The organism is Fibrobacter sp. UWB16 (genome assembly GCF_900215325.1).
GTDB lineage: Bacteria > Fibrobacterota > Fibrobacteria > Fibrobacterales > Fibrobacteraceae > Fibrobacter.
Genome location: NZ_OCMS01000001.1, coordinates 1,216,890 through 1,242,386, shown reverse-complemented (window position 1 = coordinate 1,242,386; position 25,497 = coordinate 1,216,890). Strand labels below are relative to the sequence as shown.

Below are 25,497 nucleotides of genomic sequence, written 5' to 3'. Positions count from 1 at the left end.
AGATTGCAGACATTTTCTGCCAGTGAAATTCTTTTTCGCGTTCGTCAGCGTATTAGAACCCACATTTGGGATAAGCGTGTAATGGGTTTGTCCAATGCCCCGGTGAATTTGCCAAAATCATCTGTGATTGATGACCCATCGGCGCATTTGCATTATCCGGTATTTGAAAAGTCAATCGATATTTTTAAACCGATTGACTGGCATCTGGATGTTTCGACAGCGCGAACATTCCCGAAGTCTTTTGCGCATAAGATCGATATCCGTAGTGACAAGTACGGTAGCGCAAAACATGTGTGGGAAGTGAACCGCATGCAGTTTATGCTGCATATTGCGATGCTTTATAAAAAAAGCGGTGATGCAAAGTATTTGGATCTGTTCTGCTATCATTTGTTGAGCTGGAAAAACGCAAACCCGTACATGGTGGGGGTCAACTGGTATAGCAATATCGAAGTCAATCTGCGGTTGATCTGCTGGTATTTTTGCTGGCAAGTTTTTGATGTCGAAAATCTCTGTGCATCGAATACGGTGTTTTCGCATTTTGTTGATTCTGTCTGGCAGCCGCTCATTTTTGAACATGCGGAATATTCGTATAATCATCCGTCGCTTTGCTCTTCGGCTAATAACCATTTGATTTCGGAATATGCAGGCTTGTTTGTGGCTGCTTGCAAATGGAACATCCCGAATCGGGATGCTCGCTTGAAGTATGCGCAGGCTGGGCTTGAACGCGAAATTCTTTTGCAGAATACCACAGAAGGTGTAAATCGCGAAGAGGCTGCCGAGTACATCCAGTTTATAGACGATTTCTTCTTGATTGCCGCTGTCGCAGGGCGCCATGCTGGTGCTGAATTTTCGAAAGCTTACAATGAGCGTTTGCATGAAATGGCGCGTTACATGAATGCGTTTTTAGATTGCAATTTCAATTACCCGATGTACGGTGATGGCGATGACGGCTTTGTACTCCGCCCTGATGTTGGGGGGCATTTCAACAACTTCAAGTCGTTGCTTGTTTCGTTTGCAACTTACTTTGAAGATGCTTCGCTCAAACGCGCAAATAATGATTGGGATGAAAAGAATGAATTGCTGTTCGGTGCTACAGGTCGCGAAAAGTTTAAATCGCTCATGGTTGCGGATGAACAAGAATCGCTTGGCCGCAATCATTTTTGCCCGGAAAGCGGACATTTTATTTTCCGCAAGGCCGTAAAATCTTGTGACGATGTGAAACGCGCAGGCGATTTTACGGGTGTGCGCGAGACGTATCTGCATTTTGATGCGGCCCCGCTTGGCTTTTTAAGCATTGCCGCTCATGGCCATGCCGATGCGCTTAGCTTTATTCTGCATGTCGATGGCAACCCCGTGATTGTCGACCCGGGTACGTTTACGTACCATACGCATAAGGATTTACGTAGTTACTTTGTAAGTACGCTTGCGCACAATACGGTTTGCGTGAACGGTAAAAATCAGGCTTTGCAGGCGGGCCCTACCATGTGGCTTTCGCACTACCATTGCAAAACGTTGAATGTTGTCGAGGACTTTGTCGAAGCGACGCACGATGGCTACCGCAAGGATGGCGTGAAGCATGTCCGCAAAATCGAATACAATCGTGAAAAGGATGAATTCACGATTACGGATACATTGTATGGGCGCGCGCCGTTTACGGCGGAAATCCCGTTCCATTTATATCCGACTGCGGATGTGCTGCTGAAGGGGTCTTTGGCTACGGTTGAGGTGCCTGGGGCCCGTCGCGTTCAGATTGCTCTTGACGAGAAACTTTCGTATTCCATTCGTGAAGACGGCTGGTATTCTGAGCACTTTGGCGATAAGGAACCGGCGCGATACCTATATGCAAAAATTGAATGCAGGGATTCTGTAGAAATCGTGACGAAGATAAGCGTGCTGTAGTCTTTTATTTTTCTAGATTTCATGCATGTTTGAAAAGGTTTGTCACATTGGCCCTGCGTTAAATGTTCAGGGGGGCATTAGCTCTGTACTTGTAAGTTATAGGGATTTGTTTGATCTTCCTGAAAAGAACTTTATTTCTAGCTATAACGGCTCGTTTATCAAATCCTTGCCTTTGTTTTTTTGCTTGTGCTTAAAGCTTTTGCTGAATCCGCCCAAGGCTCCTTATTTTCAGATCCACACCTCTTTTAACGGCAGCTTCTTTCGTAAGTTCCTGATAAGCCTCTGTCTCCGTTTGCGCGGGAAAAAATATATCGCCCATATTCACGGTAGCCAGTTTAAAAGAATGTGTACGACATCGCCTGCTCTGGTGAAATGCTTTATTCGCAGTTACTTTAAACATTCAGCGATGGTCATCTGCATTACGCCCGATATGCAGGAATTCCTGGATAATTTTGTCGGGAAGGGCGCTTGCCGCTATGTCGTTATTCCAAACCCGAGCCCGACTATCGCAGCTGCGCCTGTTGATTTGATATCGCATGGCTTGCCTGTCAAGATTGTTTTTTCTGGCCGCTATGGGCATCGAAAGGGCGTGTACGATTTGATTGAGGCTTTCTCTAAAGCGACTTTCAAGACTCCTGTGGAACTCTATTTGTTTGGCGACGGCGAGGTGGAACAAGTTAAGGCGAAAGCGGCTGCCTCTCCTAAAGCGACTCACATTCATGTTTCTGATTGGCTGAAGCATGGGGACTATCTGAAACAATTGTCAAACTTTGATTTGCTGGCCTTGCCCTCGTATGCCGAAACTTTTGGCATGAGCCTTGTCGAAGCGATGGGGATTGGGCTCCCTGTTGTTGCGGCGCGTTCGGGAGGCGTTCCTTTTGTGGTGCGCGATGGTGTAGACGGCTACTTGATCGATGCGGGTGATGTGCAGGCTTTGTCCCAAAAATTGCAATGTCTCGTGGATGATGAAAAAATGCGCGTCCAGATGGGGCGTGATGCTTGGAATGGATGCAAAGACCGTTTTTCTGGTGTGACTGTTTTAAAATTGCTGAGAGATTGTTACGATAGATTGGAATTGAAAAATGCTTAGTGCTGTTATCTACTTGATCTTTTTTGCACTTTTAGGCGGAATGCTGTTGGGCCGTAAGGACCAATCCTACATATGGGTTTTTCTGAGCCTTTTGATTTTCCCTCCATGTATTTATTTTACTAAAAGTCCGCAGGTATCTCCTCAGCAACTTCTTCTTTATACGTTCTTTATTGTTTGTTTTTTGTGGAATCGCAAGGACCTTGTCGAAGCTATTTTTAAGCATCCCTTGCGGATTCCTTTAGCGATGCTTGCCATGTCGTTGATGGCCTCGGCCTTTTTGAATGGGGAAGGGATCAAGGGCGGTTATAATGCATTCCGCTATTACATGGAAAATTACGCTTATCTTATTGTTGCCTTTGTGGGTGGCCTGAATTATAAAAAGATCAATTTGGACAAGCACTGGTTTTATCCGGTTGTTGTCGTTTGCATTTTGGGAATCCTTGAATTTATTTCGAAGTCCAATATCGTTTTCCCGTTGATTTGCAAGGCGTTCCCCTATTATGATGGGTACTACGACTTGACGAATGCCGTCACGGCTTCCAGAACTTATCGCTCCAGAATTTTTCTCACGACGACACATCCTACGGCTTTTGGGAGTATCTTGTGCTGCGCCCTGATGTTTTTCACTTGCCGGATGAAGTCCTTGTCTCTTCCGCGAAATAAGATGTGGCTTATCTGGGGTTCGCTCTGCTTGCTTATTTGCCTTTCTGGGTCTAGAACGGCTGTTGTCTGTGCCATGATGGGCTTGGGGCTTTATGTCTTTATGAAGGTCGGTATCCGCGCTAGGATTATGATTCTGGTCCTTGTCGGGTTTATGATGGCGGCTATTTTACCTAGGGCCATAGAGGAGTTTTCTGTAGAAGGGCAGGGAAGCTCCATGAGCATGCGAGAAGAACAGCTTCTGTTCTCTTATTTGCACTTTGTGAAAAGCCCTATCTATGGCAATGGTGTCCGCTATATCAGTAAGTATGTGATGGAGCGAGATACTTATAATGATCGCGTGGTCGATTCGTCAATTGGCGGTTTGGAATCGGTTATTTTCTTCCAGCTGATTGATTACGGCCTGATCGGTCTTGTTTCTTATATTCTCTTGTTCCTGTTTGCCTTTATCTACTTCTTTAGGCGCAGGCGGTTTACGCATGCCCAAGCGGGGCTGCTTATTACGTGCTGTTTCTTTGTCTTCGCTTGCCTTTCGGGTGAAATCGGGGGCAACAACTCCTTTGCGTATATGCTAATGGGCTACTGCATGGGGGCATCTCGTCGGGAAGAAGAAGACGAAAGCGATGGAACCCGTGAAACCGAAAAGTCTCCGGATGATGAAGATTCTGAAACGGAGGCCTTGGGCGCATGAGTCTTTTTTCTGCCATTATAACGACTCGGAATCGCAAAGAGCTTTTGGAAAAAGCTATCGAAAGCGTCCTATCGCAAACGGTGAAGGATGTGGAATGTGTTGTCGTTGATGATGCATCTGAAGACGGAACTAAGGAAACTTACGAGAAGGACCCGCGCATTGTCTATGTCCGCATTGATGCTAAGGATTCTCGTGGTGGCAATTATGCACGCAATCAGGGAATTGCCCATGCAACAGGTGAATTCCTTACGTTTTTGGATGACGATGATACCTGGGCTTCCGATAAGCTAGAAAAACAGCTGGCGCTGTATCAAAAACATCCCGGTTCCGTTATTTTTTGCGGAAGGACTTTCAGAAAAGTTATCGATGGAAATGTCCAACTGCATACGGTGATTCCGCCGAAAAAGTTTACGGGCGATATTTCGCGATTGATCCGAATGACTTATGTCACGTCGACATCGTGCTTGTTTTTCCCACGGGCATTGCTTGAAAAGGTCGGAAATTTTGATGAACGCTTGACCTTTTGGCAGGAATATGAACTTTGCATCCGTTTGGCGCAAGTTGCAGAATTCCATTGCGTTGAGAAACCGCTCGTCGTCTGCCTTGATGAAGTCGGCGTCAAGTCGCGCGTCTCGAATAAAGTTTTGAACTGGAAAGAGAACGTATCGTATATTAGGAATAAGCATAAAGCGTTATATGATGATTTGACCTTTATGGAAAATTGGGCTTATCATGCGACCTTGATGAAGGATGCTTTCCGCCGCCATATGCGTGCCGGAAAAAAACTAAAGATGCTTTATTACGGATTTATGCGCTTGGTGGTTGAATTTATTCCTTCCCGAATTTTGCATCTTTTTTGAGGTTGAAAAATGAGTGTGAAAACCGTTTGCTTTTATCCGACGAATCAAAAAAGAACGAATCATTTTCTGTTCAATCTTTCGACGCTTTTGGAATCTTCTGGCAAGTTCAATTGCGTTGGCTACAAGGATGTAAAAAAACAATCTCCGGGAAAGATTTTTTCTGCAGATGTTTATCATATCAACTGGTTTGATCAAAGCAAAGATGTGGTTTCATTTCTCAAGCGTCTGTATTTTTTGGTAGCGCTTAAGTTGAAGCACAAAAGGATTGTCTGGACGATTCACAATATAACGTCGCACGAGAAGACTCCTTTTTACAATAAGATTTTGTTCAAGATGCTTGCCCGTTTTTCTGATGCCATACATATCATGTGCAAGGATACGGTCCAAATTGCGCATCTGGAAAAGTATGCGGAAAAGATAAAGCGCATTCCTCATGGAGATTATTATGGCTCGTATCCCGAAAGCGATTTCGATGTCTATGGCCATTATAGCATAGAAAGAAGTAGGCCTATATTCTTATTTTCGGGTGCAATTCAGCCTTATAAAAATATCGAAGTTCTGATAAAGTCTTTCAAGAAAGACTGGAACTCCGAAAGTGCAATAGAATGCAAACCGGTCCTGTTGATTTGCGGCAAGGTCGAACCATCTTCGTATAAGGATTCTATTCAGAAATTATTAGACGATGAAAAGGATGTGATTTTTGATCCGCAATTTATCCCGGATGAAAAATTGGCGGCCTATATAAAGGCGGCTACAGTTTTAGTGGCTCCTTACAGCTATCGTTCTTCTCTTAATTCCGGGACGATTCCGCTGGCGTTCTCGTATGGAAAGACGATTGTTTGTCCTGATATCCCGTGTGTGAAGGATATTGTTAAAGAGAACGATTGCTTGTACAGTTACCATTACAGTTCAGAAGATCAACATATAGAGAAACTTTCTGAAATGCTGATGCTGGTTTATGCGGATTATAAGTCGGGAAAACTTTTGGAAAAACAGCACGATGCAAAGATTTATATGGAACGCAATTCCTGGAAAACCCATAAGGATGAATGGATTTCTTTGTATGAGGGCGAATCATGCTGACGTTTGTTTTGCTGGATTACAAATCTGCTGAGGCCACCATCAACTGTGTCTCTCATTATGCTTTGAAATGCAAGAGCTCAAAGGAACCGATTTCGTTTGTTGTCGTTGACAATAGTGATGACATTGAAAACTTTGAAAAGCTTTCTGCTGCATGGCCTTCTGTATCTTGCTGCGAGTATGACGATTCCGTCCTAGAAGAAAAGGTTGCTGACGGGTATCGCCTTTTTTTGTGGAAAAACACATGCAATGCGGGCTATGCCAAGGGCAATAATGATGGTGCAAAAATAGGTGCCAAATTTTTGAACAGCGACTATTTTATTTTTTCCAACAATGATATCGTTGTGCTGGACGAGGAACTTTCCGTAGAAAAATTAATCGCGGAAGCGAATATTTCGAATGTGGCGATTGTCGGGCCGTCCATTGTCGGGAAGGATTCCAAACCGCAAAATCCCTATTTCGAAAAGTCATTCTTCTTGCGTTGGGGGCTAGAAAACCTCTGTTATCCATTTGCTAGGTTACTGCCGAAAAAATGGAGCTCGAGTGACCTCGTTGAAAAATTTGTTGAAAATCCAGTATTTCGGGTTATGGGGTCCTTCTTTATTATTTCTAGGAGCAAGTTCGAAGAAGTCGATGGCTTTGATCCGCATACATTCTTGTTTGCTGAAGAACTAATCTTGTCGCGAAAACTCCATGACCGGGGTTACGAAACGCATTATTTGCCCTCTGTGCACATGCTGCATAACCACTCCGAAATTATCGGCAAGAACTATAATTATGGCCGGAGGCTTATGCTGCGCTTTGAATCGGAAGCGTATTATTATAGGAACTATGTTGGCATTGCTTCTTGGCGCATTGCACTTGTCCGCATGATTGTGAAATCTTATATTTTACGAAAGAATATCGTCAAGCAGATCAAATCGCTGCTTAAGTAAAATTCAGACAAAAAAATTAAAAGGGGTTATATGAAGTATTGCAAGGTTATTTTCATTACTCTCTTGGCTGTCGCCGGTTCCATGGCTAATGAAACGGATACCCTGTTCCAGCGATTGAAAAACGGTTACGCTTTTACAGAATCGATGGAGTCCGTAAAGGAACTGATGCAGGAACAGCGTAAGGATGGCACGTGGCCCGATGTGAAGTACAAGAAGGGGAGCGTCCCTATAAACCACTTGAAAAAAACGCGATACTTGTCGCAGGGCTTTAACCGCTATTGTCCAGAAGCAAGCCGAAAGGACTTTTGCGATAATCTGAAAGGTTCTGTTGTCAACTCGCTGCAATACTGGTTCTCGAATAACAAGGACTATGTCAGTGACAACTGGTGGTCAAACGAAATCGGCATCCAGCAGGAATTAGCTCCGATACTCTTTATGATGTGGAATGAACTTTCGGAATCCTTGAAAAAACAGATGATTTCGCAGTTCCCGGAAGCTCCGAGCGGCAATGGAACTAATAGAACCTGGCTTGCGGAATTGGTGGCTATCCGTGGCATCTTTGAAAAGCGTGATTCTCTCATCGAATTGGGCGTGAACGAGATTGTATCTACGATTCAGGAGACCGGTCGAGAAGGTCATCAAGTTGACCATTCTTATTATATGCATGGCAACCTTTTGTATAGCGGTGGTTATGGAAAGGTGACGCTTTCTATTGCCTCCCATTGGGCCTCTGTATGCCGCGGAACAAAGTTTGCATTTAACGGCGAATCAATGAATGCGTTGTCGGCGTTGGCTCTTGATGGGACTCGCTGGATGATGTGGAAGGGAATGGTAGACCCGATGACGATGGGTCGTGAAATTTCTCGTAAGGGCGAAAACAAGATTGCGTCTGGATTCTTGCCGATTATCGAAAACCTGAGCGCTGCAGATACTCTCCATAAAAAGGAATATGATGCTTGGAACCGTGAAATTTCTGGCGCAAATTCTTTGAACGGATGCCGATATTTTTGGCGCAGTGAATTTATGGTTTGCCGCTCGAATGGATATTATATCTCCCTTAAAATGTCTTCGAGAAGAACTGTAGGTAGTGAATTTGTCAACCGTGAAAATAGCCAGGGATTCTGGCTTGGAATGGGTGTTCTTTCCCTGTACCGTCATGGCTATGATTTTGATAATATCTACCCGCTTTGGGACTGGACGAAAATTCCTGGAGTGACTAGCTACGGTGTATCGGCGCAGAAAGATAAACAGCTGACGAACAAGTCTGAATTTGTTGGCGGTCTTGGCGATGAAAACATTGGCGTTGCATCGATGGAAAGCAAAAGGTCGGGACTGGAAGGGCGCAAAAGCTGGATCTTTTTGGACAATAAAGTCGTGGCTCTTGGTGCAGACATCAAAAGCAATTTAGACAATGAAGTCTTGACGACCTTGGACCAGCGCTATTTTAGAACGGCGGTCCTGGGCGATAAAAAATTGACCAAGGTCACGGATTCTGTCTATAGTTTTAATGCGGTGTGGCACGATAGCATTGGCTATAAGAGCTTGGATGGAAAGCCCATCTACGTAAAGACTCAGAATCGAAAGGGCTCTTGGAAAAACATTGGCACGCAAAAGGGTGATGAAAGCGATTCTCTTATTACTATTGTGCGTGTGCATGGTGTAACGCCCAAGGACGAGAGCTACGCTTATGCCATCGAAATGAATGTCGGAAGCAAGCAGTTCCCGAAATGGATAAATAAGAAAGATATCGAAGTTCTTGCCAATGATTCAAAAGCGCAAGTGATTCGCTATATTCCGAAATCTTATGTCGCAGGCACCTTGTATGAACCGCAGACGATTGAACTGAAATCGCATCGTATCAGCTTCTCGGCTCCTTGCACATTCTTGATGAGACAGAGCGGTTCGGAAATGCATTTTGTATTGGCCGATCCGACAAAGAACTTGCAGAATATGAAGATTACCGTTGAAAAAATAACAAAGAGCAAGCCTTCTTTGGCTTACTCTGTTATCGTGAATTTCCCGCAAAATCTTGAGGCCGGGAAAAGTGTAAACGCTTGGTTTGAACTGTAATTTTTGACGGAACGAAAATCACTTTAGGTTAAAGGATTTGGGCGGAAACCTTGGCAACAGCAACTTGAATGCCAAGGAATTCTTCAACTCCTTTAACTTATAAGAGATGATATTGTAGTGGAGCAAATTGTCTTTTGCTTCGGTAAACCAGATGACGGGCTGTTCAACGAGATCTTTTTTCTGGGCTTCCAGCCATACGTTGAAAAGCCTTTCTGCAATGTAGCCGTAAATTCTTTTTTGAACGCTGTCGTAATGGCTGATGTCCGTTTTTTCTTCGATGGATTTTAAAAGCGGAAAGAGCCAGGAACAGTACTGATCGAAATCCTGCCATTTCATAATGAACATGTTGAAGTGCCTTAGCTTATGGCCTTGAATCATGACATTGAAATAGGCTCTTCGGATATTTTCAGGTTGCGTTTCGACGATTATTTTTTCTAGCGTTCGCAAGTCTTCACTGATGTGATTGAAACAGTAGTCGTCGACAAGCGTCCTGGTGTAAAGCTTTGGCTTTGCAACGATGACTTTCCCTTCGCTTACCTTGTCGATGTATTTTTGAGGAATTGACAAGTTCAGGGATTCAAACTTTTCGGTCGGGAAATTTGTTTGTGGAAAGCCTTTTCGACATTGATTATGGAAGTCGAAATAGCGACGGTAATGGCAAAGACCAATGACGTCTACATTCTTGAGATTTTTCCAAGCCCAGTACATCCCGGTCAGTTCGCAATAGCTTTGGTTCTTGTGGCTAATGTTTTCGCCTTCATTGTCGGGCTGTATGCTTAAATCCTTGTCAGAAAGAGCTTTTCCAACGTGGATCGGGAAATAGGGCGCTTCGGTTGCCATGATATCTTTTTTGTGGCAACAGACAAGAATTTTGACATTTGCGTGGGTCATGTGGTTTTCTGCAATTATTAAATGTTTTCGATATTCAGCACCTGTTCAATGACGGGCGCCATGTCAAAGTATTTGTATTGCCCGAGGCGTCCACCGAAAATGATATCCGGTTCTTTTTCGGCAAGCTTGCGGTATTCCTCAGCCAGCTTGTTATTGCGCTCGTCATTCACGGGATAGTATGGCTCCATGCCTTCTTTGTATTCCGTGGAATATTCTTCCGATACGACGGTCTTGGGGCAAGCGTAGACGTCGTTACCGAACATTTCGAAATGCTTGTGTTCGATGATGCGTGTGTAGGGCTGGTCATGCGAAGTGTAGTTGACGACCGCGTTCCCCTGGAAATTCGGAGTGTCTTCGATGCGAGTCTTGAAACTGACGGTTCGCCAGTCGAGCTTGCCGAATCTGTAATCAAAGAATTCGTCAATGGCTCCTGTAAAGACGAGCTTGTCTGCGGTGTTTCGCCAGTTGTCCTTGTATTCCTTGAAAAAGTCTACGCTAGTACGAGTCTCGATTCCCTGGAGCATCCCGTCAATGAGCTTGTTGTAGCCCCCAATGGGAATTCCCTGGTATTTGTCGTTAAAGTAATTGTTGTCGAATGTTAAACGGACCGGAAGGCGCTTGATGATGAATGCGGGCAGGTCCGTGCATTTGCGGCCCCACTGTTTTTCGGTATATTCCTTGATGAGCTTTTCAAAAATGTCCTTGCCGACAAGCGTGAGCGCCTGTTCTTCGAGATTGGCGGGCTCGCGGCCGTTCAGTGCGGCGAGGGCATCTGCTTTCTGTTCCTCGATTTTTGCCAAAGCTTCTGCCGGTGTCGTGACACCCCACATCTGGTAGAACGTGTTCATGTTGAACGGCAGATTATAAAGCTTGCCTTTGTAATTGGCGACGGGGCTGTTTGTATATCGATTGAACTCGACAATGGAATTTACGAAGTCCCATACGCGCTTATTTGAAGTATGGAAAATGTGGGCTCCGTACTTGTGTACGTTGATTCCTTCAATATTTTCGCAGTAAACATTCCCACCCAAATGCGGGCGTTTGTCGATGACAAGGCTTTTTTTCCCGGCTTTGGCGGCACGGTAGGCGAATGTCGCGCCATAAAGACCGGAACCGACAATGAGGTAGTCGAAATGATTCATAATAGGCAATATAGCTTTTTAAATGATTTTCTTTATTTTGGACAGTCGCTTTTTCAGGGATTTGATTTTCCTTTTGAGCTTTATGCGACGGTGCTTTTTTTGCAGAATGCTCTTGCTTAATCCGAACTCCTCTGCAATCTTGTAACATGCCTGTTCTTCGTCTTTCAAGTGGTTTTGTTCACAGTAATCGAAGGTGAGGAATATGCGATCGTCCAAATATTCAATATGGTTCTGGTGCAAGAACTGGAATTGCTTTGCGAAAACCTGAACTCTTGTTTCGAGGCGGTCATTGGAAATTTGTTTGGAAACGCTTCCTTCGCGGCTTGTAATGCAGTTGAGTGCTCGCATGTCTACGGCGATTTTCTTTGCGTAATAGCCGGCCATGTACGAGAACTGGGTGTCGTTATGGATTTTTGTTTCTTCAAATCTGATGTCGTGCTCTTCAATGAAATCTCGGCGGATCAGTTTTCCCCAGGGTTCCCCGTATGCATAGCGCATTTGGAATTCTGCTTTGGCGGGGTCTTTTTTGTAGAGCTCGAAAATTTTGTTGATGTGGCTGCACCGATAGGTTTGTGTGTACAAATCAGAGTCTATCGAAATGGCGTTGAAGAAAATAATATCGTTATCGCTGTCTTTATACTGCTGGAAAACATCACGGATGCAGTAGTTGAAATAATCGTCGGCGTCAATAAAAAGAATGTACTTGCCTGTGGCTAAAGAAAGCCCTTTGTTTCTTACGGCGCCCCCGCCAAGATTTTTGTTTTGGTAAATGAACTGGATCCACGAAAATTGCGATTCCATTTCTTTAAGCTTTGCGACAGAATCGGAATTGCTGCAATCGTCAACGACGAGAACCTGTATATCGTTTTGCTGTGGAATGGAGCTTATACAGCGCATTAGCAACTGCGGGATGTTGTAGTGCGGGATAATAATGGAAAAATTATATTGCATAAGCTCTGTTTAAACCTTGGTGATGTTGTCGAAAAATCCTTGCAACGATTTTATATAGGTTTCGAAATTTTCATCATTAAGAACAAAAGTGTAATTTGCTTTTTGAGACTCAATATCGAGAGGTTTTTCGAAAAAGGCTTGATGTAGGTCGTCTTCGATATTGAAAATTTTTACATTGTGCTGCTTAAAGTAATTATAGCCAACGGAGTCCTTGTACATCAAGATTTTCTTTCCGGTGTAGAGCATCCTGAATATATTCCCGACTGCTTGCTGGCGGATATGCCCGAATATGGCGACACTGCATTCGTCAATGATTTTAAAGTATTCTTCTTTTGGAATAAAGTCTTCTAAAAAGCGAACTTTGACGGTCTTTAATGTTGCTGCAAACGACTTCAGCGCTTTTTTGTACGTTTCCTGATTGCTTGGGTAGCTGATGGGAATGTAGACCGTGCATTGGATATTCCTCTTTTCGAGAATCGATAAAATATCAATGTGGTTGTTTGTTGGGTCTACGCTATTTCCAAGAAGAATGGATGTCGTTGCTTTTGTGTATGGCGTGAAGGCGATCGAGTCAGAGGGATCGATATAGCGGAACGGGAAAAATTTAAAGTGCGGGTATTTTTTATGGATGTAGTCGAATTCAATCGGGAGAACAACGGACAAGTAAGGAATTTTACTTATCAGCGCATCGTATTTTTTCTGGCGTTTTGAAACAATCCCGAATTTGCGGGCTAAAATTACAATGCGGTCGTGCAATGTTTTTGGCTTGATGTTAGCCGCGGCTCTCGTTTTAGGCTTATACAAGGAGAGCGTTATCGGTTTTGCCAAGACGTTGCTTTCGTCGGAGTAAATGTCGTATCCCCAAGAGTTCCAGAGAATAGGAACGTTTAAAGATTCAACCTTGTATTGCGGGATGCAGAAAGAGTGTAAAACGACGTAGTCGAAATGATCGTTGTTTATAAATTCAACAATTTCATCGAAAGTCTGGAACAACTTGACGTCTGGACTTTTGATGTACTTGAGAGTGCTATTTTCAGTCTTTACGCAAAAAACGGAGTCGACGCCTTTCAGGAGGCTGAACTGATTGATGGCGCAATCGATAAATTTTTCGTCAAGGCTTATGTGGGCGATTCTCATAAATTTTCTATTTGAATGTTGTGCAAAGAATGGACTCTCGTGGCTTTGTATTTGTTGTCATTGGATGACTTCAATATATTTTTTGATGATAATTTGTTTGGTAAGTTTTATCTGGCCTTGAATTTCCTTCCCTTCCATGCAAGCCATGTGACTGTTGATCATGTCATAGCCGCAGAGCACTGAGAAGGCGACTCCTGCTGAAAACCTGGGATTGATGTCGATAAGGTAATACTTCCCGTTATTCTCGACGAATTCCATGTTCACGCATCCATTGATGTTGAGCTTACTGCCGATGTGGCGTGTGAGCTCAATCAAGGAATCATCCGGCGTGATTTCTACGGATGTGCCTGCTCCGTTCTTTGTCCTTAGAAGTTCCTGACGCGGAATGGCGACATCCGTACTAAATTTTGATGAACGGCAGTAGTCCACTGTAAAGACTTCGCCGTCAATCATTTCCTGGATGATGTAGACATCCTTGTTCTTGATGGCGTTCAGTTGTTCTCTTGTCGCATCAAGGAGCAGGCCTTCGCTACTTCTTCCGTTAAACGGTTTGGCAACGCAGTGGAAATCAATGGTTTCCGGGAGGTTGCTGAATTTGAATGTCCTGATTGAGGGAACGAATGGATCGTCTTTGAAAAAATTGTAGAGGGCGTACTTGTCTCGGGCAAGGACAAGTACATCCGCACTTTGCATGCAGAGATGGATTCCGGTATCCTTGAAATAAGACCTGTTCCTGTTGATGACGTCGATTTCTAGGTCCGTAAGTGGAATGATGTATTGCAAGTTATGTTTTTTGCAGGTGTCTACAAGGAATTGACAATATACGTCTTCTTTTGTTGCGAATGGAGCCTGGATGAATACGTCACAGAGCTTGGTTTCGTGATGCCACTCGCCTGGATATATGTCACAACCGACAATAAAGTGCCCCTTTTCCTTGAGCTTGGAAATGGCGCAGGCTGCAGACATGGAGCCAATTGCAGTAATTAGGATGTTCATAGTTAAAAACCTTCGTATCCGAGGTGTTTAAGAATTGTATTTAAGTTTTGTCTTTTCCGGATGATGACAGGATTCCCTTGTGAGTCCTGCTTTATAATTGGACATTGGGGATTGATAAAAAGCGGGGTGAGATTTTGCCTGTAGGCACCTACGCCCTTGAAGACGATATAGTCACCATGGGAATAGTGGTTGAGCTTTACTTCAGTTGCGATTTTGTCCACTTCCATGCACGTCGATCCGACGATGTCTGCCGTAATCGTTTCTTCATCGGCGTTTTCGCTGAATGTACAGAAAGGACAGTTGTTGCTCAAGAACGTTCGCACCTGGAATTGGCTTGCGTCTGCGACGACAAAATTTTTGCCACATACCTGCTTGTGCTGGACAATCTTTGTCACCAGTTCAAAAACATTGGCAACTACGGCTGAACCCGGCTCTATGACAATGTATGGCTTGTGCGCCTGGAACCAGGAGTCACTTAGCATGATATCGCAAATGCCTTGCGCGTAGTCTTTGTACTGGGGCTTGCGCGATACGTCAATTTCTTCAGGTGCTGCCCCAAAAAAGCTGCCGCCTACATCTAGGTACTGGACATCGTCTAAGTCAAATTCCTTGCAGACCGAAAGGAGCCTGTTTGCTATGGTCTGGTAGTTTTTGACCGTCCTGTCAGATGATGTAGTGTGTCCGTGGAGCGATATAATCTTTATGTTGTTTTTTTTCAGGACGGGTATGATGTCTTTTAAAAGATCGCTTGTGAAACCAAAGCGACTTTCGTGTAGCCCGGCTTGAATTGAGGATTCTCCCGAATCATTCTTGATTTCCATGTTGATTCGGAGCCCAACGCTAATGGTGTGACCGGGGTTCTTTTGCTGTAATTCCAATAGAAGAGCAACTTCATAAGCGCTATCTAGTTGCAATATGGAATTGTTCCGGGTCGCCGTGTCTATGTCATTTATAGTTTTGACAGGTCCGTTAAAAATGATGTGATCTGTCGGATACCCCAGCTGGATAGCCATGTTGTATTCCATGGTGGATACAACTTCGGCATAAACATTGTTTGCCTTGGCTAGCGTTAAAAGGGGCGGTGTGTAATTCGTCTTGAATGAATAAGAAAGAATGAAGTTTGGGTATATATCCGTAAATGCCTTGCGGAACGATTGCAAGTTATTGACGAATCGCTCTGGGTACACAAAGTAAAACGGGGTGCCGCATTCATGGTCGACTTTTTTAATGAGTTCAAACATTGCAATTATTTCTTATTGGTAATGACTTCGATTACTCTATTTACGCCTTCGTCATCGAGCGTTGCAAACATGGGGAGGCAAAGGACCTGGTTTGCCAACTTGTGGGCGACAGGCAAGTTCGCCGGATTTGCTGAATCCAGACCCTTGTAGGCGCTGAACGTACTGATGAGCGGGTAGAAATAGCGGCGTCCGTAAATGTTGTGCTTTTGCAGCAATGTGTAAAGATCGTCGCGGCTAACGCCATATTCTTCGCTAATGAAAATTGGGAAGTAGGCGTAGTTGTGGCGAACTCCTTCGATGTCGGGGAGGAATCGGATTCCGGCGATGTCCTTTAGCGCAGCCCTGTACTTGTTTGCAATGGCCTTTCGCTTTTCGATGGCGCAATCGACTTGCTTTAAGTTCAAAAGCCCGTATGCCGAGCGGATTTCATCCATCTTGCTGTTGATACCTGGCGCAACGACGGTCGTTTCGTCGGCAAAACCGAAGTTCTTGAGATAGTCAATGCGCTTCTTGGTGGCTTCGTCGTGGCAGATCAGGGCGCCGCCTTCGATCGTGTTGTAGACCTTTGTGGCGTGGAAGCTGAGGGTGCTCATATCGCCTGCTTTCAACACGGATTCTCCGTTGACGCGTACTCCAAAGGCGTGTGCGGCGTCATAGATAATCTTTAGACCGTAAATGTCTGCGATTTCCTGGATGCGCTTCATGTTGCAGGGCGTGCCGTAAACATGGACAGGCATGATGGCTGTCGTGTGCGGCGTAATGGCGGCTTCAATCTTTTCTGGGTCGATATTGCCGGTTGCTTCGTCGATATCGACAAAAACGGGCTTGAGGCCATTCCACCAGATGGAATGCGTCGTAGCGACAAAGCTGTATGGTGTCGTAATGACTTCACCCGTGATTCGCATGGCCTGGAGTGCCGTGATGAGCGGGAGCGTTCCGTTTGTGAACAGGCTGATATACTTTACACCAAGGTAGTTTGCTAAGGCCTTTTCAAGTTCTTCGTGGTAGTGGCCATTGTTGGTGAGCCATTTGCGTTTCCAGATGTCCTCCAACATGGTCTTGAAATCATTCAAGTCCGGTAGAAGTGGCGAGGTTACGGTGATTAATTTTTCTTCGTTCATGGCTCAGGTTCCTGGGAAATTATTCAAATCAAATCTAGTAATTGTTTCTTTTTAGTCGTCGTCGCTTCCGTTGATTTGCGAAATATAGTCGTTCCTGATGATTTTCTCGGAAATGGTATAGGCTGTATTTTCGGAATAGTATCTGGAATGTCTTGCGGCGCTGTCCAACAGATTGACACCGAATCCCTTGAAGAAATAATCCTCCCCGTTGATTAGCGGAAGTATAGTCGGGAAAATGTCCATCTGGTAAGTGACTTCGTCTATGAAAGTGCTTTTCTTGAAATCCGGGGAATAGATGATGAGCGGAACGTAGTTTTGACCGTCAAACTCGAGCTCGTTTTCCTTAGCATAATTTCTGAGGGAAGTTAAGTTCTCGTTATTTAATATGGTATGGTCTCCGGTAATGAGGATGATGGAATTTTGCAGGACCGAATCTTGTTTGAATTTATCTAGGAATATTCCAAGTATGGAATCGGTGTAGGCAAAGCCGTTGATGTAGTTGCTCAGAATCTTGGGTGTTTTTTCTGATAGGCCCAGCTTGTTGTTCTCGCCCTTGCGGAATGGCAGATGGGTGTCGATTGTGATGGCGTGGGCAAGGAAGGGTACTGTTGCCGTATCGGTGTAGCGGATAAGCGTTGCTATGGATGCCGTGTCGGTTTCGGTTTTTGCCCTAATTTGCTGCATGTACCCGTAACTTCTGGTTACCTGGTTCTGGTTCCACACATTGTTTTGACATGGATTGATTATTGCTGAATGCTCGTAGAAACTGGCGATGTTCGGGTAAGCGTTGCTGCCATACGAAATGCAAGCGACTCCTGTAGAAATGGGAAGCAGTCCTGTATTCAGTATCATTTGTCCGTCTCCAGAGCTCCCGTACCGTATTTGGGATTTCACCTTTGACGCAAAAAGCACATTGTTGCTTTGAATGAATTTAACAATGTTGGGTATTGGCGAAGATAGTTTGTCGTTGTTCGTGATTAACCAACTTTCGAAACTCTCTACAAGGATGATAATGAGATTTCGACTTGCTTTTTTCGTGCTTGTAGATTTTGAAAAAACATGCTGAAAATCAGGATCCTTTATGTCATTGTCGGTAAGGGTGATATATTCGCGGTTCATCTGTGCGACGAAAATGGCTGGCAAATAGGCGAGAATGCTTTGGTTGCGAATGTATCCTTCTTCATCGAATACTTGTAGGCCCGTCGGGGTCCATTGGGTTTCTGCATGTATGGTGCAGAATGGCATAAAGTACAGGCACGCTTTATGCGCGGTCGTCAAAATGATATCGTGTGTCTTGCAAACGCGTTTTACTTCGTGTGACTTAGTGATATGCGATAGCGGGGCCACGAAAAGGAATGTGAGCGCAAGGACTGTGATAAAAGAAACGAGTCTCCATTTGAAGTTGCTAGCGACAGATTTCTCTTTGTTCAGTTTCCAAAGTAAGATGGAATAGATGATGGTGATGATGGGGAATAGGAATAATTGAAAATTGACGGCCGACAAGATGGACGATTCAAACCCATTTAACTGGTCTACGAGCTTGATGGCGTCGTAGTTTATGAAAAAACCGTTGCAGCGGAGGTAAATGAGGTTTGCGATACACCAAATGTCAAACAAGGCCGAGACGACAATGGACCAGATGTTCTTTTTGAATAAGATTGTGAATGCGGCGATAAAAGTTGAGGCTGAAATCATGCCGCAGAAGGCTGCTGCCAGGTACCGCAATTTTTTGTGAGCCGGTATAAAGCTTTCAAAGGCGAAGGCGTTGAATAGGTAACATTTTAGAAAAAGGGCGAATGCAAAAATGACAAAAATAAGAAAGGGCGTGCTTAGGACTGCCTTTTTAAGCGAGCGCTTCCAATATGTTATTTTCTCCTGATGGAACATGTTCAATCCTTATTTTTTCCGTTTCAGCAAGTCTAGCATTTCTGACATTTTTTCTTTATTGAACAGCCAGTTGATTAGCAGGTAATAGGTGGTGCCGACGACAAAGCCTACCCCTATTTGAAGAGAGTATAGATTTTCCGGTAAAAGGTGGATTACGCCTAAAATGATAGCTCCCATGGCCAATGAATTCAAAAATGTCGGCATCATGAATTTCATTTGGACAAAAAATCCTGCTTTCATTAGCGAACCGGAATAGTAAGTATTGATGATTAGGGAAATCCATGCGTCGGCAATTTTCCCAAGGCAAAGAGCCGTTATTCCAAAAGGCAATGTTCCGCAAAGGATGGCGATGCCTACGATTTTTTTGATAATTTCAAGCTTGAGGAACAAATCCGAGCGCCCGAGAACCTGTAAAAGATTCAGGTTGATGGCATGGGCCGGATACCACATCATGGCAATGCATAACAGTTGCAGTGGGAGAATCATGTCTGCCCAACGGTCAGTTAGCATAAACAATGTCAAAGGCTTGGACAGTGCAAGGAGCCCAATCATGAGTGGGAAAATAAGCAATGTTGAATAATCCAGAAATTTCAGGAAATTCTTTTTGAGGCGTTCAGGTTCTTCTTGCAGTGAACTTAAAACCGGGTAAGAAACGCGCTGCAAAATTCGCATGATGTTCTGGGACGGAAATTGAGCAAAATGTTCTGCCTTTGAATAACTTCCCAGTTGCGCCGGCGTGTAAAACTTTCCGATGACGAGCGGGTAAATATTGTTGTAGACGGTATCGAGAAGCCCAGAGATTAAAAGCTTGGAGCCAAACGAAAAGAGGTAACCGAAGGATTTTTTGGAAAAGAAACATGTCGGTCGCCAGCGTACAATCATCCAGTACAAAATGGAAAGGAGGAGTGTCCCGAGAAGCGCCTGGATGACGAGAGCCCACACGCCATAGCCTAGGTAAGCAAAGACGATTCCCACGATTCCAGAAAAGATGGCGCAGCATAAGGAAATCTTTGCCTGTTTCTTGAAGTCAAGCTTGATCACCAGCATTGTCGTCTGCACGGCGTTGAAGGACTGCAAGATTATTTTAATGGCGAGAACTCTGAGGATCAACGTGAGTTCGGGCATCTCGTAAAAGTCTGCGATAAATGGCGCCGCAAGGAAAATGACCGCATAGCAGGCCAGTGACATGCCGATGTTGAAAAAGAACATGGTTGCCATGTCTTCTTCGGTACGGTTTATTTTGCGGATAATGGCGTTGCTGAACCCGCTATCGATAAAAGTCTGGCTCACGGCGAGGAATATGGTGAGCATGGCGATAACGCCGTAATCATTGGGTGTCAGCAATCGAGCAAGGACGATTCCAAAGAGAAACTGGATTCCTTGAGTCGAAAATCTTTCTACGGCGCTCCATACAACGCCTTTTGCTGTTTTCTTTTTTAGACTGTCTGCCATTTTACTCGCTATACGTATATGGTTTGCAATTTAGAAAATGCCATGGCTTATGGCATCAGCAGGTTTTTGTCCAGCACCCAGACCCACGAATCCATGGCGTCCAGGAGGGCTTTTGATTGCAAATCGATATTTCTATCGATTTTCTTTTCGGCGATAAATCCGCCGATGACATCCGTTGTGTCCCAGTCGGGAGTTTTGCTCTGTATTCGGGCGTGCGTAAATGAAGGGCTACCGACTTTCACGAATTCTGCAATGGAATCGTTTCGGAGAATGGCGTCTTTGTGCCGGAACGATATGACGTTATGCGTCTCTTCGCTAAAGATGTTGTGTCCTACGAAATGGTTGGAGGCTTCAATCCCGAGAAGATGGAGAATGGTTGGCGCGTAATCTACGTGCGATACCGGCTTTATTATCGATAAACTGTCGGCAATGCCTGGACCTTTCCAGATAAATGATGTCCATGTGTAGGCGCTGTTTGCCTCTCCGAGCTCACTCAGTTTTTCTTGGGACTTTGCGCCTGCTATGGAGTGGTCGCCCGTGACGACAATAATCGTTTCGTTCGATCTTGGGCTCTTTTCGATTGCATCGAGAATGATGCCGATGGCGCTATCCAGATATGCTGTGGCCTGCGCGTAACGTTCATCGGAGGTGGCGGCAGGTTCTGCGTATGAACTTGGAACATTAAATGGGGTATGTGTGACAAAGTTGATCCATTCAAAATAAAGGGGCTTGTCATCAGGCCTGTTCGTGTATATTTCCTTGAATCGTTCGGCGAGCGGAATGTCCGTATTGATTTTGGAATTGTACTCGCTTCTGTCAAACCATTTTTCAAACCAGGGCGTAAAGTTGTCAAAACTGGGTTCTGCGGCGGTGATGACGATCCTGTGGTAGCCGAATTTTCCAAGAATCTCGGGCAGTGCCCTTGATCTTGTATTCATGAGGCTTGTGAGAAATACTTTGTTCGGGTGGCTCCAGATGCCTAGCTGTAGGCCGAGCATCCCTTCGGTGGAGGGGTAGCCTACGCTATAGGTGTATGGAAATGTCGTTCCTGCTTTGCTGAGCCTGCAAAGGTTCGGCATGCGTTCGCAGTTTTTCCCGATTCTAAAGTCGCCAGCCCATCCGCGGAAACTTTCCAGAGAGAGCAATATGACGTCTTTCTTTTCGGCCATGGGCTTCTGCTTGAACGCTTCGGCGAGGGAATCTTCGTTGCTTACCGCGTGGAAAAACGGAAAATCCTTTTGTGCATTGCCTCCGAGAAGAGCAATCCCGGTATCGAAATTTTCGGGCTTTTGACTGTGTTCCCTGATGTATTCCAGTTCGTCGGCAAGCGTAATGTAGGGCGGCTGGATTAGCTGCCAGCGAATGTGGCAGGGCTTGAAGAAATTGTGGGCGTTACCGCATACGCATGCGATTGCGATAAGAACCGTTGCAATTCCTGCGGTTGTGATTTTAGGAACGTCTACGGATTTCTCTTTTTTGAGGACTCGGAAAAAGAAGAAGAGGACCAGTAGTAAAATGACGGCGGTCAAGCCAAAACTAAAAAGCCCATCGTAAATGACATTGAATGCAAGCGTCGAATCCATTCTTGAAACAGAATATGTCGACAAGAACGAAAATGTCAGGTGCTGCCCCATCCAGCGCAAAATCTGGTCATTGGAGGCGCAGGCGGCGAGGTAAACCCATGTGATTACTGCGGTGGCGCTGCAAAAGACGGTTCTTAGCCTGCCTTTGGCGAGCGTGCTCAGCGCAAAGATTGATGTGAGAATGGCTATGGCTGCAAAGTCTGCAATCAGGGCGCAAAAAAATCCAAGTGCGGCACGTTCGACAAATGCGCCGCCCGAAGGCGTCTTGAAGAAGTAAAGCTGTCCGAGCTGGACTGTTCTTGCAATGAAAACGATTAAAAAGAAATGCCAAGCCGGATGGGCTTGGAATTTCTTGATGAATCCCTTAATACTTCCCGTATTTGTAACCATAGCCGTCGCTGTGACCGTGCTCGTACTTGTTGATGACAAAGCTTGCATGGGCCGTATTATTGCCCTTCAGAAGCTGCTTCATACCGTCCTGGATGGCGTCGATGCTGTGCTTGTTGTATTCGATGACCATGACAATCTGGGCGGCGACGCGGCAGGCGAGGGCTGCGTCGGTGACGAGCATGATAGGCGGGGTGTCGATGATGATCAAGTCGTATTTGCTCTTGAGTTCATCGATGAGGTCTAAGTAGCGCTTGGAGCCGAGCAGTTCAGAAGGATTGCTAGGGACCATTCCGCATGGAATGATTTCGAGATTTTCGACTTCCGTCTTGCTTACAACTTCTTCAAATGTGGCTGAGTGCAGAAGAATCTGCGAGAGGCCCTTGCCGCGCTTGATGCCGAATTCTTTGTGCAGACGGCCCTTGCGGAGGTCGGCGTCGATCAACAGGACCTTCTTGCCCAAGCCTGCGTAAAGGGCGGCGAGGTTTACAGAGATGAAGCTCTTGCCGACGCCAGGAATGAGACCGCTGATGCCGATAATCGGACTGCTTCCGTCGTCCATGCTGAATTCCAGGGAACTGCGCAATGTACGGAGCGACTCGACAGCGACATCGTCCGGTTCGACAACGGCGAGCGGACGTGTGCCCTTTGTGCCCTTGGGGTTGCCCTTGGGGACCTTGGCGTAAACGCTGTAGCCAGTTTCGCGTTCGATGAAGTGTGCGTCACGGACGCCGTTACTGAGCTTGCTCTTGAGCGTTGCAATGCATGCGCCCAAAAGGAATCCGAGGAACAAGGCTACGCAGATGATCAAGCTTTTCTTTGGCTTTGCGGGGCGCGTCACTTCTTCGGCAAAGTCGATGATGCGGACAGAACCGACTTCACCTGCGGAAACAAGCTTAAGCTGCTGAATGTTGTTGAGCATCGTCGTGTACATGATCTTGCTCATGTCCACTTCGTTGGTGAGCTTCAACACTTCCTGTTGCGTGTTCGGGAGTTTCTTCGTTGCAATTGACGTGCTTGCAAGTTCTCGCTTCAGGTTGTTTTCCTGTTCTTCGAGAGTTTTGATTGTCGGGTGTTCCGGCTGGAACAAACGGATGGCGCTTTGCTTCTTTTGCTGGAGGTCCAGAAGGTTTTGCTGGAGCCTGTTACGCTTTTCCAGGATAAGTCTTGTTTCGGCATCGATATCGACAGAGCCGACCTTGTTTCTGTAGGTGTTGAACTTGAGGAGCGAACTGTCCATCTGGGCTTTGACATCGGGCAATTGCTTTTCCAAAAATTCAAGCGTTTTTTGAGCTTCGGCATTGCGCTGTTCGACGTTCTGTCTCAAGTAAGATGTTGCAATTTCGTTCAGGATTTTGGTGGCGCGGTCCGGATAGATGTCCTGATAGCTGAATTCCAGGATGCCAGTCTTTTTGCCCTTTTCGCCAACGTCAAATGCACTCTTGAATTTTGCGATGGCGTCAAGACGGGTCCTTTTGAAAAGTTCGAATCTTTGCCCGGCCCTTGCCTTCATGTTGAAAACGCTGAACGTTGCCGTATCGCCGGCGTAGATGAAATGGTATGTTTTTCCGACCGTTCCGCTCAAGACTTCTTTATCGTTGTGGTCGATGAGCTTGAACGATGTGCTGTCCGTTGCTTCGGCAATCCATGGCTTGATTTTTTCGTCTTCCGGAATCTTGTCCCATGGAATTTCGTACTGGTTCAGTTCCATGCGGCCTTCGCGGTGCAGCAGGCGGTCCATGACGTTGATGGGGTTTGCTTCGTATTGCAAATGCATCTTTTCAACAGCGTCTCCGATAATCTGACGGCTGTTGATGAGCTCAATTTCGGTTTCGGCTGGGCTTGAACTTGCAAACAGGCTCGGGAGTCCGCCCATGAGACCGACGCTTTTGTTGCTCTTGGTTTCTATTTGGAGTAATGCATCCACCTTATAAATGGGGCGGATCCACATGGCGACAAAAACACCAACGATTCCAGCGACGATGATGCATGGAATCATGATTCTCCAGTTTTTTGCAAGATCTTTCAGTATGTCAAAAAGATCGGTTTCTTCTTTTTTAGAAGATGCAGACATGTAACCACCATTGTTTTAAATATTATTTCCTACACTCAATGCTTTAAAATAGAAATTTTTACATTGGGCATTAGTCATCTTTGACGCAGCGGATTGGGAGTAAGGAGTCTTTTGCTTTATTTAAGCTAAAGCTCGTGCCGGATTCTGGCTCAATTTGGTCAATCACGTGAATGCGGGACGAGTCTCCGCTTGTTTCTGTGGAACTCCAAAAAGGAAATTCCTGATAAGTCGATGGCGGTACAAATCCAATGCTGTCAAAATAGACATTGTTGGCTTTTGTCCATGCGACCATTTCTTCCCATTCGGCAATACTTGGCACATGCCAGCCTTCAGGACAAATTCCTTGCACCACGTCGGGCAATTCGCATGTCTTTGCGCTGCTCGGTAGGTTGCCGCATGTTTTCCCTTTGTGAGCCCAATAGACGGAATCGATGATCGCGCTCCATGTGTAAAGTCTTCCGTAGGGGTCGACCTTATTTCGTCCAAGCATGCTTGGATATTTTGTGCTGTCTTCATAGCATAGATTTGTGGTCATCCAGGTCTTTTTACCAAGATGGAGTGTTTTGTAGGGGCGTCCGTTTCGGGGATCCCTGATGGTGTCTAGGTTTTCCTTGACCGAATAAATCCAATGGCGATAATAGCGCTCTTCTATATCATTCGGATCGAATTCTTTTTTGCAATAGAAATATGTTTTGCTATCGTTTGCAATTCTGTATCCGCCGTTTGTGTAATATGTGCAGCCTGTGCCAATTTTTATTTCCAACGAATCCGCTAATCTTAAAACTCCAAATGTGTGGGTGCTGGTATCGAAGTCACAGACATATTGCTTTGAAGGGTCGTCTTTCTTAGAAACAATCTTGCCTTCTTTGTAACATTCCAGATCCGATGTTTCCATGTCGTTGTCGTTCGCTTTGTCCCACCACCAGCCTCCAAAATACAATTTATAATCATACTCCGTTTTGCCTGATAATTCATAGCCTTCATGATTTCTGCAAATGTAATGGACTTTTTTGGAACTATCTATGGAGGTGATTTTATTGGAGCAACTCTCACCATATCCATCTGCTAAAGGCGTGCAAATTTCATCTATTTGTGCATCGTAAGCTTTTTCAATTTTTCTTTCTATTTTTTGGGTGCATGCATCTAAGCCTAGACTTGCAAATGAAAGGAGGGTGTCCGTTGGGCTTTCCTCTTTTGCGGGTTCTGTACTGGATTGGCTTGCAGAACTGCCGGAATCGTCGCTGCAGGAAATAATGAAAATAGAAAGGAGGATTGAGAGAATGGCTGTGATTTTCATGATTTACCCCTTTCGGAATTTTTGTCTTCTTATAAAATTACTAAAATATTTAC

At 45.1% G+C, this 25,497-nt stretch carries 21 protein-coding genes; 9 read left to right on the top strand and 12 right to left on the bottom strand.

Annotated elements, in window-relative coordinates:
* Positions 1-81 precede the first annotated feature (81 nt).
* From CRN95_RS05085 to CRN95_RS05055, 7 genes are all read left to right on the top strand, one after another.
* Positions 82-1,899, top strand: coding sequence for an alginate lyase family protein (locus tag CRN95_RS05085; RefSeq protein WP_097020262.1), 1,818 nt, complete (start codon positions 82-84; stop codon positions 1,897-1,899).
* Positions 1,900-1,924: 25 nt separating this feature from the next.
* Positions 1,925-2,989, top strand: coding sequence for a glycosyltransferase family 4 protein (locus tag CRN95_RS05080; RefSeq protein ID WP_097020261.1), 1,065 nt, complete (start codon positions 1,925-1,927; stop codon positions 2,987-2,989).
* Positions 2,990-3,170: 181 nt separating this feature from the next.
* Positions 3,171-4,340 (top strand): O-antigen ligase, encoded by a 1,170-nt coding sequence (locus CRN95_RS05075; RefSeq protein ID WP_145993961.1) that lies wholly within the window; start codon positions 3,171-3,173, stop codon positions 4,338-4,340.
* Positions 4,337-5,200, top strand: a complete 864-nt coding sequence (locus CRN95_RS05070) for a glycosyltransferase (RefSeq protein ID WP_097020259.1) — start codon at positions 4,337-4,339, stop codon at positions 5,198-5,200. Before CRN95_RS05075 ends, CRN95_RS05070 begins: the two co-directional genes overlap by 4 nt.
* A gap of 9 nt (positions 5,201-5,209) precedes the next feature.
* Positions 5,210-6,283, top strand: a complete 1,074-nt coding sequence (locus tag CRN95_RS05065) for a glycosyltransferase family 4 protein (RefSeq protein WP_097020258.1) — start codon at positions 5,210-5,212, stop codon at positions 6,281-6,283.
* The gene (locus CRN95_RS05060) at positions 6,277-7,215 is read left to right on the top strand and encodes a glycosyltransferase family 2 protein (protein WP_097020257.1); all 939 of its coding nucleotides are present in this window, start codon (positions 6,277-6,279) and stop codon (positions 7,213-7,215) included. Before CRN95_RS05065 ends, CRN95_RS05060 begins: the two co-directional genes overlap by 7 nt.
* Positions 7,216-7,245: 30 nt before the next feature.
* Positions 7,246-9,285: a polysaccharide lyase family 8 super-sandwich domain-containing protein gene (locus CRN95_RS05055; RefSeq protein WP_097020256.1), complete on the top strand. Its 2,040-nt coding sequence runs from the start codon at positions 7,246-7,248 to the stop codon at positions 9,283-9,285.
* 18 nt (positions 9,286-9,303) lie between these two features.
* On the opposite strand, the gene CRN95_RS05050 is transcribed toward CRN95_RS05055, so the two are convergent.
* Genes CRN95_RS05050 through CRN95_RS14775 form a run of 8 tightly spaced genes read right to left on the bottom strand, consistent with a single transcriptional unit; the run spans position 9,304 to position 17,616 of the window.
* On the bottom strand, positions 9,304-10,176 hold the full coding sequence (locus CRN95_RS05050; protein WP_097020255.1) for a DUF4422 domain-containing protein: 873 nt from the start codon (positions 10,174-10,176) through the stop codon (positions 9,304-9,306).
* 17 nt (positions 10,177-10,193) lie between these two features.
* Complete coding sequence (gene glf, locus CRN95_RS05045) at positions 10,194-11,318, bottom strand: UDP-galactopyranose mutase (RefSeq protein WP_097020254.1); 1,125 nt, start codon at positions 11,316-11,318, stop codon at positions 10,194-10,196.
* Between the two features lie 18 nt (positions 11,319-11,336).
* Complete coding sequence (locus CRN95_RS05040; RefSeq protein ID WP_097020253.1) at positions 11,337-12,269, bottom strand: glycosyltransferase family A protein; 933 nt, start codon at positions 12,267-12,269, stop codon at positions 11,337-11,339.
* 9 nt (positions 12,270-12,278) lie between these two features.
* Positions 12,279-13,406 carry a TDP-N-acetylfucosamine:lipid II N-acetylfucosaminyltransferase gene (locus CRN95_RS05035; RefSeq protein WP_097020252.1) on the bottom strand — a complete coding sequence of 376 codons (1,128 nt, stop codon included), beginning with the start codon at positions 13,404-13,406 and terminating at the stop codon, positions 12,279-12,281.
* A 57-nt stretch (positions 13,407-13,463) separates the two neighbouring features.
* A complete protein-coding gene (locus CRN95_RS05030) occupies positions 13,464-14,402 on the bottom strand; it encodes an ATP-grasp domain-containing protein (RefSeq protein WP_088631184.1) in 939 nt (312 codons plus the stop codon).
* A 2-nt stretch (positions 14,403-14,404) separates the two neighbouring features.
* Entirely contained in the window at positions 14,405-15,643 is a 1,239-nt protein-coding gene (locus CRN95_RS05025) for a hypothetical protein (protein ID WP_088631185.1), read from the bottom strand.
* 5 nt (positions 15,644-15,648) lie between these two features.
* Positions 15,649-16,764 carry a DegT/DnrJ/EryC1/StrS aminotransferase family protein gene (locus tag CRN95_RS05020; protein ID WP_088631186.1) on the bottom strand — a complete coding sequence of 372 codons (1,116 nt, stop codon included), beginning with the start codon at positions 16,762-16,764 and terminating at the stop codon, positions 15,649-15,651.
* 51 nt (positions 16,765-16,815) lie between these two features.
* Positions 16,816-17,616, bottom strand: a complete 801-nt coding sequence (locus CRN95_RS14775; RefSeq protein ID WP_159462277.1) for a sulfatase-like hydrolase/transferase — start codon at positions 17,614-17,616, stop codon at positions 16,816-16,818.
* Between the two features lie 207 nt (positions 17,617-17,823).
* Between CRN95_RS14775 and CRN95_RS14770 the strand changes: the two genes are divergently transcribed.
* On the top strand, positions 17,824-17,961 hold the full coding sequence (locus tag CRN95_RS14770; RefSeq protein ID WP_159462276.1) for a hypothetical protein: 138 nt from the start codon (positions 17,824-17,826) through the stop codon (positions 17,959-17,961).
* 409 nt (positions 17,962-18,370) lie between these two features.
* A complete protein-coding gene (locus tag CRN95_RS15070) occupies positions 18,371-18,499 on the top strand; it encodes a hypothetical protein (protein WP_254917973.1) in 129 nt (42 codons plus the stop codon).
* Positions 18,500-18,660: 161 nt separating this feature from the next.
* Here the strand turns inward: CRN95_RS15070 and CRN95_RS05010 are convergent, their stop codons facing one another.
* The 4 genes from CRN95_RS05010 to CRN95_RS04995 all read right to left on the bottom strand — a co-directional run bounded on the left by CRN95_RS05010 (position 18,661) and on the right by CRN95_RS04995 (position 25,444).
* Complete coding sequence (locus tag CRN95_RS05010) at positions 18,661-20,103, bottom strand: lipopolysaccharide biosynthesis protein (RefSeq protein ID WP_097020250.1); 1,443 nt, start codon at positions 20,101-20,103, stop codon at positions 18,661-18,663.
* 47 nt (positions 20,104-20,150) lie between these two features.
* Positions 20,151-22,076 (bottom strand): LTA synthase family protein, encoded by a 1,926-nt coding sequence (locus CRN95_RS05005; RefSeq protein WP_159462275.1) that lies wholly within the window; start codon positions 22,074-22,076, stop codon positions 20,151-20,153.
* Positions 22,051-24,147 carry a polysaccharide biosynthesis tyrosine autokinase gene (locus tag CRN95_RS05000; protein WP_097020248.1) on the bottom strand — a complete coding sequence of 699 codons (2,097 nt, stop codon included), beginning with the start codon at positions 24,145-24,147 and terminating at the stop codon, positions 22,051-22,053. Before CRN95_RS05000 ends, CRN95_RS05005 begins: the two co-directional genes overlap by 26 nt.
* Before the next feature lie 70 nt (positions 24,148-24,217).
* Complete coding sequence (locus CRN95_RS04995; protein ID WP_097020247.1) at positions 24,218-25,444, bottom strand: FISUMP domain-containing protein; 1,227 nt, start codon at positions 25,442-25,444, stop codon at positions 24,218-24,220.
* Between the last annotated feature and the right edge of the window lie 53 nt (positions 25,445-25,497).

What these genes read in the sequence shown, in the direction of transcription:
- CRN95_RS14770 (WP_159462276.1), top strand. Translation starts at nt 17,824, where the DNA reads ATGCTGAAAATCAGGATCCTTTATGTCATTGTCGGTAAGGGTGATATA.
- CRN95_RS15070 (WP_254917973.1), top strand. Translation starts at nt 18,371, where the DNA reads ATGTCAAACAAGGCCGAGACGACAATGGACCAGATGTTCTTTTTGAAT.
- CRN95_RS05055 (WP_097020256.1), top strand. Translation starts at nt 7,246, where the DNA reads ATGAAGTATTGCAAGGTTATTTTCATTACTCTCTTGGCTGTCGCCGGT.
- CRN95_RS05060 (WP_097020257.1), top strand. Translation starts at nt 6,277, where the DNA reads ATGCTGACGTTTGTTTTGCTGGATTACAAATCTGCTGAGGCCACCATC.
- CRN95_RS05070 (WP_097020259.1), top strand. Translation starts at nt 4,337, where the DNA reads ATGAGTCTTTTTTCTGCCATTATAACGACTCGGAATCGCAAAGAGCTT.
- CRN95_RS05050 (WP_097020255.1), bottom strand. Translation starts at nt 10,176, where the DNA reads ATGACCCACGCAAATGTCAAAATTCTTGTCTGTTGCCACAAAAAAGAT.
- CRN95_RS05085 (WP_097020262.1), top strand. Translation starts at nt 82, where the DNA reads ATGGGTTTGTCCAATGCCCCGGTGAATTTGCCAAAATCATCTGTGATT.
- CRN95_RS05080 (WP_097020261.1), top strand. Translation starts at nt 1,925, where the DNA reads ATGTTTGAAAAGGTTTGTCACATTGGCCCTGCGTTAAATGTTCAGGGG.
- CRN95_RS05030 (WP_088631184.1), bottom strand. Translation starts at nt 14,402, where the DNA reads ATGAACATCCTAATTACTGCAATTGGCTCCATGTCTGCAGCCTGCGCC.
- CRN95_RS05025 (WP_088631185.1), bottom strand. Translation starts at nt 15,643, where the DNA reads ATGTTTGAACTCATTAAAAAAGTCGACCATGAATGCGGCACCCCGTTT.
- glf (WP_097020254.1), bottom strand. Translation starts at nt 11,318, where the DNA reads ATGAATCATTTCGACTACCTCATTGTCGGTTCCGGTCTTTATGGCGCG.
- CRN95_RS05020 (WP_088631186.1), bottom strand. Translation starts at nt 16,764, where the DNA reads ATGAACGAAGAAAAATTAATCACCGTAACCTCGCCACTTCTACCGGAC.
- CRN95_RS05035 (WP_097020252.1), bottom strand. Translation starts at nt 13,406, where the DNA reads ATGAGAATCGCCCACATAAGCCTTGACGAAAAATTTATCGATTGCGCC.
- CRN95_RS05000 (WP_097020248.1), bottom strand. Translation starts at nt 24,147, where the DNA reads ATGTCTGCATCTTCTAAAAAAGAAGAAACCGATCTTTTTGACATACTG.
- CRN95_RS05040 (WP_097020253.1), bottom strand. Translation starts at nt 12,269, where the DNA reads ATGCAATATAATTTTTCCATTATTATCCCGCACTACAACATCCCGCAG.
- CRN95_RS05010 (WP_097020250.1), bottom strand. Translation starts at nt 20,103, where the DNA reads ATGGCAGACAGTCTAAAAAAGAAAACAGCAAAAGGCGTTGTATGGAGC.
- CRN95_RS05005 (WP_159462275.1), bottom strand. Translation starts at nt 22,076, where the DNA reads ATGGTTACAAATACGGGAAGTATTAAGGGATTCATCAAGAAATTCCAA.
- CRN95_RS05065 (WP_097020258.1), top strand. Translation starts at nt 5,210, where the DNA reads ATGAGTGTGAAAACCGTTTGCTTTTATCCGACGAATCAAAAAAGAACG.
- CRN95_RS04995 (WP_097020247.1), bottom strand. Translation starts at nt 25,444, where the DNA reads ATGAAAATCACAGCCATTCTCTCAATCCTCCTTTCTATTTTCATTATT.
- CRN95_RS14775 (WP_159462277.1), bottom strand. Translation starts at nt 17,616, where the DNA reads ATGATACTGAATACAGGACTGCTTCCCATTTCTACAGGAGTCGCTTGC.